Origin of the sequence: Veillonella sp. CNR 79/14, from assembly GCF_003992185.1 — a bacterium.
Taxonomy (GTDB): Bacteria; Bacillota; Negativicutes; order Veillonellales; family Veillonellaceae; genus F0422.
Genome location: NZ_RQVH01000026.1, coordinates 1 through 17407 on the forward strand (window position 1 = coordinate 1; position 17407 = coordinate 17407).

The 17407-nt window shown below is 40.0% G+C and carries 12 protein-coding genes and 5 tRNA genes; all 17 read right to left on the reverse strand.

The genetic code is table 11. The features are described 5' to 3' along the window. Window positions 1-107, reverse strand: a 107-nt coding sequence (locus EO119_RS07150; RefSeq protein WP_149306083.1) for a GTP-binding protein, incomplete at its 3' end; no start/stop codon positions are given. A 239-nt stretch (window positions 108-346) separates the two neighbouring features. Continuing rightward, window positions 347-970 (reverse strand): hypothetical protein, encoded by a 624-nt coding sequence (locus tag EO119_RS07155; RefSeq protein WP_062401215.1) that lies wholly within the window; start codon window positions 968-970, stop codon window positions 347-349. 155 nt (window positions 971-1125) lie between these two features. Next, window positions 1126-1202, reverse strand: a tRNA-Met gene (locus EO119_RS07160). 7 nt (window positions 1203-1209) lie between these two features. Continuing rightward, window positions 1210-1285: transfer RNA gene (locus EO119_RS07165), tRNA-Thr, on the reverse strand. A 26-nt stretch (window positions 1286-1311) separates the two neighbouring features. Next, window positions 1312-1387: transfer RNA gene (locus EO119_RS07170), tRNA-Met, on the reverse strand. A 7-nt stretch (window positions 1388-1394) separates the two neighbouring features. Then, window positions 1395-1479 (reverse strand) — tRNA-Tyr (locus EO119_RS07175). Window positions 1480-1486: 7 nt separating this feature from the next. Continuing rightward, window positions 1487-1562, reverse strand: a tRNA-Thr gene (locus EO119_RS07180). 888 nt (window positions 1563-2450) lie between these two features. After that, on the reverse strand, window positions 2451-3863 hold the full coding sequence (locus EO119_RS07185; RefSeq protein WP_126941233.1) for a hypothetical protein: 1413 nt from the start codon (window positions 3861-3863) through the stop codon (window positions 2451-2453). Further along, window positions 3853-4518: a hydrogenase nickel incorporation protein HypB gene (gene hypB / locus EO119_RS07190; protein ID WP_126941235.1), complete on the reverse strand. Its 666-nt coding sequence runs from the start codon at window positions 4516-4518 to the stop codon at window positions 3853-3855. Before hypB ends, EO119_RS07185 begins: the two co-directional genes overlap by 11 nt. Window positions 4519-4527: 9 nt before the next feature. Then, entirely contained in the window at window positions 4528-4869 is a 342-nt protein-coding gene (gene hypA, locus EO119_RS07195; protein ID WP_126941237.1) for a hydrogenase maturation nickel metallochaperone HypA, read from the reverse strand. Next, window positions 4847-5695, reverse strand: a complete 849-nt coding sequence (locus tag EO119_RS07200) for a bifunctional 5,10-methylenetetrahydrofolate dehydrogenase/5,10-methenyltetrahydrofolate cyclohydrolase (protein ID WP_126941239.1) — start codon at window positions 5693-5695, stop codon at window positions 4847-4849. The genes hypA and EO119_RS07200 overlap by 23 nt, the downstream gene beginning before the upstream one ends. A 77-nt stretch (window positions 5696-5772) precedes the next feature. Continuing rightward, complete coding sequence (locus EO119_RS07205) at window positions 5773-7761, reverse strand: penicillin-binding transpeptidase domain-containing protein (protein ID WP_126941241.1); 1989 nt, start codon at window positions 7759-7761, stop codon at window positions 5773-5775. Continuing rightward, a complete protein-coding gene (locus EO119_RS07210) occupies window positions 7758-9212 on the reverse strand; it encodes a CCA tRNA nucleotidyltransferase (RefSeq protein WP_009353474.1) in 1455 nt (484 codons plus the stop codon). Before EO119_RS07210 ends, EO119_RS07205 begins: the two co-directional genes overlap by 4 nt. A gap of 12 nt (window positions 9213-9224) precedes the next feature. Then, window positions 9225-10100: an L-serine ammonia-lyase, iron-sulfur-dependent, subunit alpha gene (sdaAA, locus tag EO119_RS07215; RefSeq protein WP_126941243.1), complete on the reverse strand. Its 876-nt coding sequence runs from the start codon at window positions 10098-10100 to the stop codon at window positions 9225-9227. An 8-nt stretch (window positions 10101-10108) separates the two neighbouring features. Beyond that, a complete protein-coding gene (sdaAB, locus tag EO119_RS07220) occupies window positions 10109-10774 on the reverse strand; it encodes an L-serine ammonia-lyase, iron-sulfur-dependent subunit beta (RefSeq protein ID WP_126941245.1) in 666 nt (221 codons plus the stop codon). A 156-nt stretch (window positions 10775-10930) separates the two neighbouring features. Further along, entirely contained in the window at window positions 10931-11413 is a 483-nt protein-coding gene (cptIN, locus tag EO119_RS07225) for a type III toxin-antitoxin system CptIN family toxin (protein WP_126941247.1), read from the reverse strand. 392 nt (window positions 11414-11805) lie between these two features. Further along, window positions 11806-17175: an ESPR-type extended signal peptide-containing protein gene (locus tag EO119_RS07230; protein WP_126941249.1), complete on the reverse strand. Its 5370-nt coding sequence runs from the start codon at window positions 17173-17175 to the stop codon at window positions 11806-11808. Between the last annotated feature and the right edge of the window lie 232 nt (window positions 17176-17407).

Here is a 17407-nt window from a genome sequence, read left to right on the forward strand (position 1 = left end):
AGAACTTTAGTGATTGCTGCTGTTAAAGTAGTTTTACCATGGTCAACGTGACCGATAGTACCAATGTTAACGTGTGGTTTATTACGTTCGAACTTTGCTTTTGCCATTGTTAAAATAGCCTCCTTCATTACAAAAAAACTAATTACCTTTATTATATATGATTAAATAGAGAAATACAAATACACTTTACTTATTTTATAGGAATTACAGGTGCTTTCATTCCACTTATCGGATATTTCTGTGAAAGCCTAACCTCTGTTCCTCATTACATTTTATATAAGTAATTCAACATATATTCCGAGAACATACTATATAGGCGGCACAATATAGTATTCTAGCGCATAACTTACAAATATCTCAGCATATATTCTAAAATAATTTGCACAATACCAGTACCTAGCAATAATAGAAATACTTTCATTAGGGTACTTTTAATAATACGAGCCATCAGGGATAGATTCATGTAGAAAATCCAGATGGCCACTGCAAAGAAAGCCCCTATGAAGAGCCAAATAAGTTCCATACCGTAGGATGTTGCTAGGAAAAAACCTGTCCCAAAAAACGGCAACAAGAGCACGCCTAATACTACGCCATATACATTGGTGATGACCTTGCCGTAGATGAATCCTTTCACCACATCTGTCCAAGTCGCCTCACCTGTTGTCAATTTGTATAAGCCGAAGAAAATCGCACTGTTAAACAAAATGGACACCGCTTGAAATAGGAAAAAGACGATGGCCAAACCTATGATAATGGCCGACCCTAAGGCGTCAATCTCACGATAATAGGCAGGCATGAAAAAGCCTACCAACGGCAGTACTAAAGTAGCCACCAATAAACAGAATACCACTTCCAGACCAAAATAGGTAAGTAAACCTTTTTTTATCGTTCCATGCTCTGCAATTTGATCAAATCCCCTACTCTTAGGGTGCCAAATTAATTCTTTTAAATCATTAAACCATGTTGTCATATGTACCTCGTATTCTTAATACATAATGGTGCAACTCTATCTCATTTTACATAGAGTTGCCATATTTCTATATCTTCATTATACAAAGTCAAACTAGGAATTTCAATGTATATCTAATTTCGGACATAAAAAAATCCCCACCTAAGTGAGGTTATTGGTGGCGGCACACGGATTTGAACCGCGGACACACCGGGTATGAACCGATTGCTCTAGCCAACTGAGCTATGCCGCCAAGTATATGGAGCTAGTGACCGGGATTGAACCGGTGACCTTATCCTTACCAAGGATACGCTCTGCCGACTGAGCTACACCAGCACTATTCAATCACTAACGAATTAACATGGTTGCGGGGACAGGACTTGAACCTGCGACCTTCGGGTTATGAGCCCGACGAGCTACCAACTGCTCCACCCCGCGATGAAAATGGTGGAGGGAGAAGGATTCGAACCTTCGAAGTCGAAGACGGCAGATTTACAGTCTGCTCCCTTTGGCCGCTCGGGAATCCCTCCAAAAAAATGGAGCTGGCGATAGGAATTGAACCCACAACCTGCTGATTACAAGTCAGCTGCTCTACCGATTGAGCTACGCCAGCACATTTACATACATATTATATATGTCTTTATGTAGTTTGTCAAGAACTTTTTTCTACTCCGTAGTCCTGTTCTTGACTACTTTGATATAATACCACATTTATGATTCCTAACGCAAGTGTTTTATAAAAAATTTTTTAACTTTTTTCAGAAAATTTTGTCATACCTCTCAAACAATACATTATAACACCACTTTGGATAGGAATAGGTTCGTTCTTTATTACATTTATTACTGACATATCAAAAAATTTACCCTTATTATATAGAGCTTGCCGTTACAACAGTAGTATTTCACAACAAAATATGGTATACTAAATATTAAAAAAGAAGAGCCATCAACGTGTGAACGGCGTTAGGCTTATCTCAAGAAAGTTTGAAATGAAAATGTGCCTAACGTATTAAGGTGACCAGACCTTATTCGTTAGGCTTTTTCATTACTTATATAGTAAATCTAAAAGTGCTATGATCAGCATAGCAATTTGTATCAGTAAAGATAATATTGCAAGCCTCTTCATAGTATCACCTCCCTCCTACAATGTAGGAAGAGATGAACCTAACAATACGTTAATAACCCTTCTAATAATATTATTATACTATAAATTCCTCAAATCGTTAATTTTTTAAAAGATCAAAATCTCTAAGGAACGCAATTACGAGTAGTAGCCTTATGGCGTTGCTATATCAAATTTATACAAACACAAGAAGAGCACGGCGCACCCCCCCAAGCGACGCAATTTTGCGTAGTAGCCTTGTGGCTTTCTCTTACTGACTATATCACACAAATGTAAGAAGACCGTAACACACCCCTGAACAAGCATAACCACTGTATAGCTTGAGAAGGGGTGTGTTACGGTCTTCACTTTATATAGTTTAATTAAGAAAGCCACAGGCTACATAGCCGAAACAAGTTCGCTTTTCTTTTGGTTGGACAACAATATTTCTCTAATGAATGTATCATCCAATGTAAACAACAAATAGGTATGTTCTAGTACTGGATGGCGATAGCCATACACTACACCTTTACTACTATCATGATAATTAGCAGGTTCTTCAAAATCTGGCACTCCGTAGAGATAGAGCAGTAAATATTTAGAATCTCCTAATGAAATGCCGCGTTTCGTCGTACCAAGCGATGAGTTGATCATGACACGAGTGATTTCGTGTTCCTTGTTATATGCGATTACTACATCCTTATAGCCTAAAAATTCCTGACCATACAGCTTGCCTCTTTCTTCCCAAGATCGATTTGGATCATTGGTAAAGGTATCACCTAATCGGTATCCCATCAAAGAGAAATCTGATTCTGTCATAGTATTAGGCTTAAATGTTTCTAATGTAGTGGCTGGTATAGCAAAACGAGGCCAGTCATGACCCGCAATCATTCCCAAATGCGTGACTTTCCCCTGCTTCAATGAAAGCCATACATAACCCACAGAACTGTTAGAACCTGCTAAAGAGTCACTAGTATAAGTATTCTTCACCAACTGTGAAAACTCCTCTTTTTGAATAGAGGATTTTTTATTTTCTGTTATAGTTTTTTCTTTACCAATTACGCCTTCATATAGCCACAACAAAGAACCATCTATATTATCCCGCCACATAGCTCGCGGTGCACCCCAAGCAAAGAGCACTTCACTACGTGTTGCCCCTACATGAACATCTTCATGTAAGAAAATACTAGGCTTATCTGTCCACAATAACTCAATGGGGTATTTAGAAGCTTTAGAAACTTTAGACTTTTTTGCATCTTCCGTATCTTCTACCGCCTTGTTAGACTCACTAGATGCCTTCTGTTCCTCTTTACCATTGGTCTTGTTATCTTTAGATACTTTAGTTTCCTTAGCTTTCTCAGCGCTACCTGTTTCTAGCGTACTTTCCACAGCGGAATCCACATCCGACATATTATCAGCATGTGTTTCAACAGCTTTTTGTTTACCTATAGCCTCTAGCTTTTCTTTCAGTACATCCACATCTGGAAATACCCACGGTTCATGTTGTTTCCCCTCTACACGAGCTTTTGCTTCCCCTGCAAGGGCTTTCACAAATGTATCTGTAATCACAAGAGGGGGCACTCGTTTAGCTGTAAATGCAGTTCCCACTAGATCAAGTTGTTCTGCTTCACCTTCCTGAAAGGAAGCTTTCTTCTCTTTTATAAATTTTCTAAGAGCCAACTCTTCTGACATCCGTGTAGTGTCAGCACTGGTATTGATAGATACCTCATAACCCAGTACAGCCTGTGGCTGTAACACCACTATTCCTGCTATTACCATTGCCCCTAGGGCAGCTTTCCAATTAGCTTTCATTGTTACGTCGCTCCTCTAATTTTTCTTTCACCCAAGTAATCCAAGGTGAAAGCCCTGCTTCCTGGGTGCAACTCACCTGAAAAATAGGCACACCTGGTTGTAAGGAGTTAATATCCCGTATGGCCTCATTCATTTTAAATGGTACATAAGGCAATAAATCAACTTTGTTCAGCAATACTGCTGCTGACTCTTTAAAAATCAAAGGATATTTTAATGGCTTATCTTCCCCTTCTGTAATAGAAAGAACAGTCACTTTCATATCTTCACCGATGAAAAATTCTGCTGGGCATACTAAATTGCCTACATTTTCAATGATGATTAGGTCCAACGCATCCAAATCTAGTTCAGCAATAGCCTCACGAATCATATTCGCATCTAAATGGCAACCTCCGACCGTATTAATTTGAATCACTGGTACACCTGTGGCATGAATGCGCTCCGCATCTTTATCCGTGAACAAATCACCTTCAATAACAGCAATCCGATAGTCCTTGGACAACGTTTGCAAAGTCGCCTCTAATAGGGACGTTTTACCCGCCCCTGGTGATCCTAATAAGTTCATCACCAAAATGCGTTTATCTTTAAATTGTTTTTGTAGTATTTCTGCAATGGCATCATTTTTAGCCAATACATTTGTCATTACTTGTACTTCCATGATACTCCTTTAATCCATATCGATGGATGCCACACGCAATTCACGACCTTGCAATTCTTCTACAGCAAAGCTATTACAGTGTGGACATACATGGCGATATCGGTCCATTGAAAACTCTTGATGGCAATCTAAGCAACGCCCTTTCATAGGAATCGATTCTATCTCTAGCTTCGCTCCTTGTGCCGCCGTTCCTTGTGTCACTGCATCAAAGCAAAAATGCAACGCTTCTGATTCTACCCCAGATAAAGCACCAATTTGTACTTGTATGGCATGTATGATACTGCCTTCATTAGCTTTCAATGTATCTAGTGCCACATCTACAATCCCCTCAGCAATGGCCATTTCGTGCATAATATGCCTCATATAATCCTTCTAACATCATAGTAGTAGTCACAGAGCCAACCCCGCCTGGTACAGGTGTAATCGCAGATACTACTTCACTAGCAGAAGCAAATTCCACATCACCTACGGTTTGTCCATCTAGGTCATTAATTCCCACATCAATCACTACACACTCTGGCTTCAACATAGAGCCGTGCACCATATGTGCTTTGCCAACCGCAGCAATGACCACATCAGCTTGTGCTAGTTCAGCTCCTAAGTTTTGCGTTCTGGAATGGCAAATCGTTACTGTCGCATTACGTTCTAGTGCCAACAACGCCACAGGTTTACCCACCACTTGGCTACGGCCTAGAACCACTACTTTTTTGCCTGCTAGTTCTATGCCATAATGGTCGATAATCGCCATGCAAGCCTTTGGTGTACACGGCACATACCCACCTTTGCCAGAGCTAACTAGCCCAATGTTATGCGTCGTCAATCCATCTATGTCTTTTGCTGGATCTAACGCATGAATCACCGCTTCACTGTCGATATGTTTCGGCATTGGCATCAACGGCAAGACACCATAAATTCTTTCATCAGTATTGAGTCTATGAATCACTGCTTCTACCTCTTCTTGGGTAGCTGTTTCTGGTAATTCTACTAATTCAGTGCCAAAGTTTGCCCCTTTCGCCACTTTTTCCATGAACGTAGCATACATTTTGGCTGCACTATCGTCACCCACTAGTAAAATACCTAGGGTAATAGTGATACCTTGGTCTACTAGCACTTGCATCTTCTCTTGTAACACAGCCTTACGGGCCTGTGCTACTGGTTTTCCTAATAACTCTATCATGGTATCCTCACATTCAGAATCTCATATTACATCAGTATGTCATACCTATCCGTATGTACATACACATCCTATCAATATTACCGGCTAAAATGGACCGTAATCGATTCACCTTGTTCCAAGGTACTGCCCACCGCCTCATCTTGAGAAATGGCATAGCCCGTACCATTCGGTTTAAACGTCAATCCTGCTTCATGAACCCAATCGCGGACCTCCCCATAGGCATGTCCCACGAAGTTTGGCACAATCACAGAGCCATCTTTATTACGATGCACCGCCAATACATTCGTTCCACCTTTTGACTTATCTTTGTCACTGTGTTTACTACGAGTCGGTGAAAGCTTATAGTACCGCACTAATTGTGACATCACATCTTGGAATACAGGAGCCGCAATTTGACTACCATAGTAAGTACCTGCTGGATCATCAATCACAACTAATGCTACAAATTGGGCATCTTCTACCGGTCCATAACCAATAAAGGACGCAATATAACGACCGTTCAAATAGCCTCCATGTTCAGCATCTAGTTTTTGCGCCGTACCAGTTTTACCAGCAAATTGATAGCCTTCTACATACGCCTTATGTCCACCACCTTCGGAGACTTCTTTCTCTAAAATATCCGTAATCTGTTTGGCAATACTTTCAGGTATCGGTTGACCTTGCTCCACATCTTGTGCCTCTTTATAAATCGTTCCATCTGGATTGACAATGGATTTGATAATATGAGGTTTCATCATTTTACCGCCATTAGCCAGTGCTCCAAAGGCTTGTACCATTTGTAACGGAGTCACCGCAATCCCTTGTCCGATGGACATAGTCGCCGTATCTAGTTTACTCATCGTCTTCGGATCAAAAAGGATACCATCCCCCTCAGCCGGTAGTTCAATCCCTGTCGCTTTACCAAAACCAAAGCGTTTTACATAATCCGTCAAAATCTCTCCACCTGTAGTCGTACCCAAGTACACCATACCTGTGTTGATGGAATATTTTAGAATATCTAGTAAGCGAACTTTACCACTACCTTTACCGTCCCAGTTTTTTATCGTATGCCCATCGATTAGAATGGTGCCCGTATCATTGTACACTGTATCTAGTTGCCACTTTCCAGCTGCCAGAGCGGAGGCGGCAATAATCGGTTTGAACGTAGATCCTGGTTCATAAATACTCACCACCGCATTATTGCGATAATCTTCAAATTTTAATTTATTTACGTCCGATGCCATGCCTCGATTTTTATTGGCCATCGCAAGGATTTCCCCTGTTTTGGGATCCATAATAATCATCGCTGCACTACGAGCCTTTGTGTCTATCATCGCTTTATCTAAGGCCCGTTCGGCAATAAACTGCACCGTTGTATCAATGGTAAGATTCACCGATTTTTCTTGATCTGGTAAAAACTGAGATTGTACGGACTCAAAGACGGGGCGACCAGCTGTATCGTTGTAAATGCTGACTTTCACCTCATTACTGCGAATCACATCATCTAACGCTGCCTCAAGCCCTGCCTTACCTTCTGCATCGGCTTTCCCATCTTCATTGAATCCCACAAATCCAAGAACTGGCGCTAGCAATGTATCATTTGGATAATAGCGTCGACTTTCCTTGTGCAAAGTAATAAAGTTGAACTTGGCTTCCTTGATAGCTGCTTCTATACCATTGGAGTTCGGCACATCTAAGAGACGATCAATCCACACAAAAGCAGTGTCTTCATTCAATTTTTTTATAATTTCCTCTCTGGAAATACGCACATACGGTGCTAATACATCTGCCACTTCTTCCGGCGTTTTTTTAGCTACTACTCGCATCATGGTTGGGTCTGCGCTAACAGAGTTAACTGTTACACTCAATGCCAAGGGGTTGCCATTGCGGTCAAAAATAGTTCCCCGTGGAGATTGTAAAACTCTATCTGTTAAAAATTGATTAGAAAACCGTTCAGAATAGGTATCTTTTGCCACAATCTGTACATAGGTATATCGCAATATAATTCCTAATGATATAAAAAATAGAACTAAGAACCACGAACCGGCATTCAAATTTAATCGTTTTCTTGCTGCTTGCACTTTCATGCATGGTACTCCTTTTTCTTTACTCGTTCGTATTTAGCCATTCCTGCCTTATGTAAGGCTTCTGGTGTATTGGGAATATCTCCCGCTTGTACTCTCTGTAAGAGAGTCTGCATTACTTCCTTCGTATAAGGTGCTACTAAATTGGGCAATGTGCGATCATAGCACAAATCCTTCGTGTGTACAGGCATCTGTTTTGCCATATCCATCATGCGTGTTCCATACTGGACTGTAGGTTCTGCATCTTTCGTGCCTCCTCCTAATACATCTGCCACACCTAGGGTTTTTAGATAGTCCACAGCCTCCACTAGATCCTTGGTTTCTCTAAATAAATTTTCATGAGATTCCTTCTGCAACCATTTACGTAAATCTGCAGAACCATTGGACACATAAAAGTGAAACCGCATATGTCGCTCTACAAGCCATACCACAAGATTTACAAATTCTTTAGCATAGCCTAAACGGGTCAAGATATTTCGTGCCATAGTGGCACCCACCCTATCATGATTACGATCCGTAATGCGCCCATTGTGAAAGCCTCGAACTCCTTCCATACCTTTCCCTACATCGTGGAGCAAAGCAGCCCAACGCAATACTAGATTCGGCGCCACCCTTTTTACTACTGCTAAAGTGTGGCACCATCCATCATGTACGTGGTGCTCTGGTGCTTGCGGTAAATCCACTAGATGAGTTAGCTCTGGCAATATAGGAATCCGTCGAGACTGACCCTCTATCGTTTGTTGGCAACATTGCTCATTTAAATGACTGCGCACCAACGCATCTAAAGCGAGATCTACATACTCACTAAGTAACATTTTTTCAATTTCTATACGCACTCGTTCTAAAGATAATCCTTCCACACGATATAGGTTCGGCTCTATGCCCGCCCAGGTGGCAGGATCAATAGAAAAGCCTAATTGTCCTGCAAATCGACATAATCGGAACATGCGCAACGCATCTTCTTGAAATCGCTCTTGGCTAGATCCAATGGTACATAAACGGCGTGCCACAATATCTCGTAAACCGCCTACTTCATCACGGACCTCACCACTTTCAGTAAGAGCAAGACCATTGATCGTAAAATCTCGCCGCTGTACATCCTCTAAAAACGTAGAAGGAAATTGTACTGCCACTGGTCGATGACTATCTTCACCATATTGTTCACTTCGATAAGTTGCTACTTCATAGGTATCATCACCCTCTGTAACCACAACCACCCCAAAGGAGGCGCCTACTACATTCGTCGTAATAAAGCCCTCAGTTCGTAGTACGTCGATGACCACCTCCGGCATAGCGGAAGTGACAATATCATAATCGTGAGGAATACGTCCCATCTGTATATCTCGCACCGCACCACCCACAATATACGCTTCATAATGCGCTGCTTGTAAGGTCTGCAAAATGCGCAGAGCTCCTTTGTAGATAGAAGTCTCTTTGTATGCTTCCATGCCCATACTTACACCTCTCTATTTCTGATGGGCTAACCGATTCGTGATATCCACACCTGTTTTAGTTTTCGCCAAACCGCCTTCACTCGTTTCACGAAGCGCTTCTGGTAAAGCCCGTCCAATGGAATCCATCGCTCCAATCACTTCATCTGCAGGAATGCGACTACGCAATCCTGCCATAGCCATTTCTGCGGATGCCAACGCATGCACTGCATAGATTCCATTTCTTTTCACGCAAGGCACTTCCACCAGTCCTGCCACAGGATCGCAAACTAAACCTAAGACATTTTTCATACATAGAGTCATAGCCGTTACCACTTCTTCCGTAGTGCCGCCCATCATCGCTACAGCACAAGCAGAAGCCATAGCAGCCGCTGTACCCACTTCGGCTTGACAACCACCCACAGCCCCCGCTACACAGGCTTGATTTGTCACTACATTACCTACACCAGCTGCCGCTAAAAATCCATTCACATACGCTTCCTCATCGCATTCGTAGACTTCTCCTACCGCTTGCATCACACCTGGTAAAATACCACAGGCTCCTGCTGTAGGACATGCCACAATGCGGAACATCTTTGCATTTGCTTCATTCACAGAAATAGCATAACGTAGTGCCCGATAAGCTAAATCGCTTAAAAAAAGAGGTTGTCTTTCATCTAATTGTTTCGCTTGCCCTCCAGACATACCACTCTTACTTTTTCTTGTGTCAGCGATGCCATCACGAACAGATTCCTTAAAAATCTGAATGCGGCGTCGTATCTCCGCTATGACTTCCTCTTTCGTAGAACCCGTACTTTCTATTTCTGAACGCAAGACCACTTCGGAAAAAGAAATACTTTCACGATCAGCCAAGCGAACAATGTCTTCAATTGTATCGTATAAATAACTCATAGTATCCTCTATTCCAATGGTTCAAAATACATAACCGAGGAAATGCCCGGCACTTCTTTAATTTGCTGCAATGCCATTGCATCTACATCAGAGTCCGTAGAAATAAGCATGACTGCCTCTGACCCTTTTCGCTTACGGAACACCCGCATGCTAGAAATATTAATTGTTTCTAGCCCCAAAATATGTGTGACCCCAGCAATAACACCCGGTTGATCTGTATGAAAGACAATGATTTGATGCTCTTCCCCAGTAATATCTACATCGATACCATCAATATTGGTCACTGCCACACGACCTCCACCGAGGGATGACCCTGTAACAGACATGTGTTTTCCATCTTTACCGTACATATTGAATCGAACTGTATTAGGATGGCCTGCATCTACTTCTGATTCAATAAAGGTATACTGAAAGTTCTCACGTTCTGCTATCTCCAAGGACTCACGAATACGTGCATCATCTGCATCCATTCCCAGCAATCCTGCCACCAGAGCACGGTTTGTACCATGTCCACGATAGGTCTTGGCAAAAGAACCATATAAGGTCATAGTGACACTGTCAGGGCGCTCACGAAAAATAGACAAAGCCATCTTTCCCAAACGCGCCGCCCCTGCTGTATGTGAACTAGACGGACCTATCATAACGGGCCCAATAATATCAAATATACTACTCAAAGTAGGTACCTCCTATTATCTATGTAGGAATATGTTATGTATTATTATCTGTACCTTATATCATACCATATTTGGGGCCTTCTCGTAAAAGAATAGTACCATAGAAAAAGCCTAACGCATTAAGGTGTACAAGATCTTATGCGTTAGGCTTTTTCATTAATTGTTTATAAGCAACTGCTTTTCAATTTCTAATATATTTGGAAAAATTAATCGTATCCCTTTTCTTTGTAATGCCAAAACTTTACGAGCTTTCTTTTCTAATTCTTTCTCTAGTCGCCCATCAACTCTAACAGGCTTATGATAAATAGCATCTATATATTCATTTTTAACATATGAAATACTAACTGGACACATATTTTGAATTAGAAACGCTTTTTCATGCCCTAGTACTTTTCCAAATAAAATGGTATCACATTTTCCATATTTATTAATTTTCGTATCATATATTTTTTGAAATTTATCTATTTGTGAAGAAAAGGGTATCATCCAATATAAATTAGTCGACACATCTAAAAAAGCATAAAAACATGGTCTATCATGTGCTTGACCATCTATAGTTTCCTTATTTTTCATTAAATATGGATCTGGAAAATCTACAAAATATTGATCGTTTATATAATAAAAGTGACCTGTTTTCATAAACCCTCCCTAAAAAATAGACTCCATTCTTTCGAATGGAGTCTACATATTTGAGCTCGAATACTTATTGAGTCGCATATCGAGTAGCGACAACCATTTGAACTTAATCTTATTTTAGTTGCTTATTAAGTAACAACAATGATTTGAGATAGTACTCTCTACACCCATAGTATACTCGTTAAAAAAGGTGAAGTCAACACTAACCTTTTTTCCAAAAGAAATGCATTTAGCATTATCAGTTTTGTTGCGTTCCATTCTATCTACATCACGAAAACACAAGAAGAGCACGGCGTGTCCCGAACAAACAGAATATAATACTGTTTGAGAGGGAGATACCGTACTCTTCCTGTTACATTATTCAGTTAGCAACGTCTATATAGCCACATAAAATCTTATGCTTTTTCGTTTAAACGTTTAAACAATTCAGCAATTTGTGCTTGTTGTGTTGCTGCTAATGCTCGCAATTCTGCAATTTCATCTTTTTGAGCACTATTTTGTACTTCCAATGCAGATACTTTATCTTGCAATGTGTAAGATGCACTGATTGGTCCTTGACGGAATGTGTCTTTCACTGCTGTTTCATCTGCACGAGAACCAAATTTCCAAGTTACGCTAGCATTTGCCATCGTTTCGCTACTGCGACCATTGAAAGATGCACCTACATGGAATAAAGTAGATTCATTTTTATAATGGTTCACACCTAATGCTAAAGCACTAGATCCTTTGTAATGACCTACACCTGCAGAAATTTGAGTTGGCTCCAATGGATCGTATTGGATTGTTTGTAAACCAGCCAATGCTGCTGCTTGAGCTCCAGAACGGTTCACGCGATTACCTACTTCAGCTACTGCATTCGCTACTCCTTTTAATTGAGATACATTCACTGCATCTGTATCACCAACACCTGGTGCTACATTAGTAATTCTGTTATTGCCATTATCTAAACCATTATTTGTCAAGGAAACAGGTTGTTTAGTTTTATCAGCTGGAGTTACTTTGATACCATTTCCATCCATTTTAGTAGAAGAACCATCTTTACCAGTAGTTGTTACACTATCCAATTTCAAGTCACGATTCACGTCTACTTTTACATATGTAGTAGTTACTGTAGCACCATCTCTATCTGGTTTAGCATCTACTACCATAGATACAGTGGTATTATCACCGTTCGCAAATTTTACGTTATCCTTAGGGTTCACTCGTTCATACGTTTTTTCCTCAGTGCTGAAGGCTTTATCTGTAGAGCCGATACCGATGTCCCAACCAGATTTTTGGATAGCTGTAGCTACAGAGTTACCTGTTACATACCCATCACCATCATTTCTTACTGTGTCTGTTGGTTTGATTGGAAGCTCTTCTTTCATGGCTTTGCCAGTTTTAGGGTCTTTTTTATAGATTTTACCATCTGCACCACGTACACCCTTAACTTCTTTACCATCTGCACCAGTAATGATTACATTATTTGTTACACGACCTTCTTTTAAAGATACATTAATTTGACGAGTACCATCTTCTAATGTTTTACCAGTTACTTGTACACCATTATCACCTTTGAACTCTACCTTATTAGCATTACGAACTTGTTCTGTATAACCATTATCTTTGGCAGCTACTACGAAGCCCATGTTTTGTAAATCCCCAACAGTAGCTACATTATTAGGATTAGAGTTTGCAAAGTTTACAAGACCTGCTTTATCAGCATTCTCTGGTTTTGCCACAGGTTTTTGTTCATCTACATTAGGTTTTGGCTCACCATTTACTAAATCATCAGCTTTATACCAGTTACCATCATTACCCTTTTCAAGAATATCACCAGCTTCATTTTTTGTAACCAATGGGCTTGGTGCAGGTGTGGCATCCTTTTTTGGTTGTCCATTAGGTTCTACTTGATTTGCTGGGTACCATTTACCATCATTTGCTAATTTTACATCATCAGCCGGTTTAAAAGTCTCTGCACCATTAGCTACATTACCTAATTGTGTTGGGCTATTTGTAGGTGTTTTACCTTTTTCAGGAGCTGGATTTACCAAGGATGTTTTTAATGGATTTGCTTTTGGATCAATTGGTTTAATTACTGTACCATCTTCTGTAATAGGTTCACCTTTATCATTTGTTCCCACTGCTGGTTTACCCTCTGAAGTAATAGGTTGACCTTTTTCATTTACTGGATAGAAGTTATCACCAATTTTAGATACTGGTTTTCCATCTTTATCTGTGTATGTAATGGGAAGGCCTGTTACATTGTATGTTACATCGCTAGATTTACCATCTTTAGACGTCGTTACTACTGCTGTTGTATTGGCACCATCTACAAAGTTAACAGTGTCATATGGTTTCACAAAGTCACGTGCTTCACCATTGTTTTTCAAATTCCAGCCTGCATTTAATACGTCACCTACAGTAGCTGCATTGTTAGCAATTTTCGGCAATTCTTCTGCTGTTGGGCCTTCAGAATCTGTAGTTGGAGCAGTTGTACCTGGTTTCGCACCTGGTAAATTGCCTGCTACATTCGTGATATTAACTGGATCGTTATTGTCGCCTTTACCTACTTTTAAGCCATCTGCTGTTGGAGCTAAGTTAACTTTATTGCCAGCCCCATCATTTAAATCAAGAGTTTTAAACTCTGGGTTATCTACTGTTTTGAAAGTAAATTTATTTGGAGTGCTGTGATCAATTTCAATATTTTTACCAGCATCAAACGTTACTTTTGTACTAGGTTTAACGTTATCATCTGCACCAATTGTTTTACCATCTTTTTCCGCAGAAGCAATCCAATAGGAATCATTAATAGCTTTTGCCACTGTATCTACAGTTGCCACTTTACCTTTATCTGCATCTGCAACTTTTGGCGCACCATTTTCATTAGTAATATCGCCTGCATCTACCGTGATATTACCGTCTTTATCTTTTTTAAGACCATTGCCAAGTTTTACATCAAATTTTACAGTGGATACTTTATTATCTTTTGTTTCTACTACAGCTGTTGTACCTTCACCATCGATAAAGTTTACAGTGTCATATGGTTTAACAAAATCTTTAGCATCTCCATTGTTTTGCAAGTTCCAACCTGCATTTAATACATCTCCTACAGTAGCTGCATTATTTGCAATTTTCTTTGCATCTTCCTCTGTTGGACCTACACCAGTTGTAGTTGGAGCTTCTGTACCTTTTTTCGCACCTGGTAAGTTACCAGCTACATTATCCAATGTAGTTGGAGATTTTGTTCCTTCTGGTCCATTAATACTTGTTTTGATTGGACCTGTTACAGGATCACCAGAACCATCTGGATTTTTGCTAAAGATTGGGTTACCTTTTTCATCTTTTTTACCAGTAGGATATACACGGTCACCATTTTCATCTGTATACACAACAGGAGCTGCTGCGTTATTGGCCACTGCTTGATCGTTCACATCCACAGTAATTGTACGTACACCATTTTCATCTGTTTTACCAGAAACAGTAGCACTACCTGTACCTACGAATTTCACTTCATTAGCATTTTTTACAGCTTCAGAGTATGGCTTACCTAAATCACCTGTTGTTTTATCAGCAGATACAACCCATCCCATGTTACGTAAATCACCTACAGTGGCTGCTGTATTATCACTTACTGTTGGAGCAGATCCATCTTTTGGCTTAGATAAATCAACTAGACCTTTTTTAGCATCTGGAGAATCTGGTGTTGTTTCAGCATATGGTTTTAAACCAGATGTCACATTAGTAATATTAGCAGGTTCGTTATTATCGCCTTTACCTAATTTTAGACCATCCGCTGTTGGAACTAAGTTAACTTTATTGCCATCTTTATCTTTTAAATCAACACCTGTAAACTCTGGCTTATCTACTGTTTTAAAAGTAAATTTATTTGGAGTGCTGTGATCAATTTCAATGTTTTTACCAGCGTCAAAAGTTACTTTACCGCTAGGGTTAATTTTATCGTCTGTACCAATTACTTCGCCATCTTTTTCTGCAGATGCTGTCCAATAAGAGTTATTAATAGCATCTGCTACATTACCTGCAGTAGCTACTTTATCTTTATCTGCATCTTCCACTTTTGGGGCACCATTTTCATTTGTAATATTGCCTGCATCTACGCCGATATTACCGTCTTTATCTTTTTTCAAACCTGTGCCAAGTTTTACATCAAATTTTACAGTGGATACTTTATTATCTGTTGTTTCTACTACAGCTGTTGTACCTTCACCATTGATAAAGTTTACAGTGTCATATGGTTTAACAAGATCTTTAGCGTCTCCATTGTTTTGTAAGTTCCAACCTGCATTTAATACATCGCCTACAGTAGCCGCATTCTTTTTGATATTTGGCAAATCTGCTGCCGCTGGGCCTTCAGAAGCTGTTGTGGGTTCCTCAGTTCCTTCTTTTGCACCTGGTAGGTTACCTGCTACATTCGTAATTGGTTTGTTATTCATGTTAATGCCATCAGCATTAGTTACAATACCACCTACATTAGTGCTGTCCAATCCTTTTAAATCTTTTGCCAATTTAAATGTTAAGGTGTTGCCATTTTCATAATTTACACCGATATTACCCTCAGATAATTTAGTTTTATCTGCACCACCTAACAAGTTCAAACGGCTGTCTTTCATACTTCTGCTTACAATTTTCTTTTTATCTGCATCTGCTTTTTTCGCATCTGCATCAGCACCTGTTACCTCGCCTGCATCAGCATCGTCACCAGCATATAGGAATGTTGGATCTATTGTCATGTTATTCAAAATGCCATATAACTGAGAACCGTTGATACCATCAGTGGAAGTTTCAGATACTTCACCAGCCGCTACGTTCTTTAACTGACGTTCATAACCTGCTTTACCAATAGATACTACGTCACCTTTACCAGTTGTGGAACCACCACTCCAATTGTATGTATGTCCATTAACCGTTACAGATGTTTGTTTCGTACCTTCTTTATCTGTTACTGAACCACCACCTAGTGCTACAGAGTTATCAAATGTCGCTGTTGCTCCAGAACCAAGTGCAGTGGCATTGACTTTCTCTGCTTGAGCACCTGTACCAAGAGCCACAGAAATATCTCCAGCTTGCGCTTTTACACCGATGGCAATAGCTGCTTCACCAGATTTAGTATCTTTATAACGACCACCATCTGTATGTAAGTTTTTACCTGTAAGGTTAGTATAAGCAGCACCAACAGTACCTGTTACTTTATTTCCATCAGAGTCAGTATATGTCGTAGTGGCTGCAACTGCTCTATCGACGTCATCATTACCGATTGCAATAGAAGAGTTACCGTATGCTAATGTATTAGCACCTAACGCAACGGATTGATCTCCAAAAGCTTTAGCCCCTTCATGTCTCGCATTACCAGCACCAATCGCTACGGATTGAGAGGATTTTTTCTCATTACCTCTACCATCAAAACCTGCGAAGGCATGTCTGCCAATAACAACGTTACCTGCTCCATTAGCGTCAGTTTCATCACCAATAACAACATTGTTACCTTGTCTACTTGCGTTAGCATCCCTACCAATAGCAATACTACTGCTATTAGTTAAAGCAGTGCCTTTATCGATTGCATTATCAGTAGTACTACCAATAGCAACCCCTGCTTCTACTGTATCTACACCTACTGCCATAGGACCTACCACCATAGCCATAGCTGCTGTAGCAACTACCACTGCTTTTGTCTTGTTGCGGCCCACTCGTTTTGCTAATTCAGATACTACTACGTAACATCCTTTTGTTTTGCTCCAAACTACTTTGTAAATTTGATTTAATCCCATTTGATTTCCTATCCTTTCTTAATTACTTTACATATACTCCTATACCCGACAACTTACTATTAATAAAACAAAAAAGCTATAACTATGTACTACTTTATAAATTACAGTTTTCCTCATACATCACACTATGATTAATAGTAATGTCATTTTTTTCATTTCTATACATCGAATTATATCGAAAAACTTAGAATTATGCAATATATTTTTGCGTTTATACGTATTTAGTATAGTT

Coding starts and splice junctions, on each gene's coding strand:
- EO119_RS07230 (WP_126941249.1), bottom strand. CDS start 17,175: ATGGGATTAAATCAAATTTACAAAGTAGTTTGGAGCAAAACAAAAGGA.
- hypA (WP_126941237.1), bottom strand. CDS start 4,869: ATGCACGAAATGGCCATTGCTGAGGGGATTGTAGATGTGGCACTAGAT.
- EO119_RS07210 (WP_009353474.1), bottom strand. CDS start 9,212: ATGGGCATGGAAGCATACAAAGAGACTTCTATCTACAAAGGAGCTCTG.
- sdaAA (WP_126941243.1), bottom strand. CDS start 10,100: ATGAGTTATTTATACGATACAATTGAAGACATTGTTCGCTTGGCTGAT.
- cptIN (WP_126941247.1), bottom strand. CDS start 11,413: ATGAAAACAGGTCACTTTTATTATATAAACGATCAATATTTTGTAGAT.
- EO119_RS07205 (WP_126941241.1), bottom strand. CDS start 7,761: ATGAAAGTGCAAGCAGCAAGAAAACGATTAAATTTGAATGCCGGTTCG.
- EO119_RS07185 (WP_126941233.1), bottom strand. CDS start 3,863: ATGAAAGCTAATTGGAAAGCTGCCCTAGGGGCAATGGTAATAGCAGGA.
- hypB (WP_126941235.1), bottom strand. CDS start 4,518: ATGGAAGTACAAGTAATGACAAATGTATTGGCTAAAAATGATGCCATT.
- EO119_RS07200 (WP_126941239.1), bottom strand. CDS start 5,695: ATGATAGAGTTATTAGGAAAACCAGTAGCACAGGCCCGTAAGGCTGTG.
- EO119_RS07155 (WP_062401215.1), bottom strand. CDS start 970: ATGACAACATGGTTTAATGATTTAAAAGAATTAATTTGGCACCCTAAG.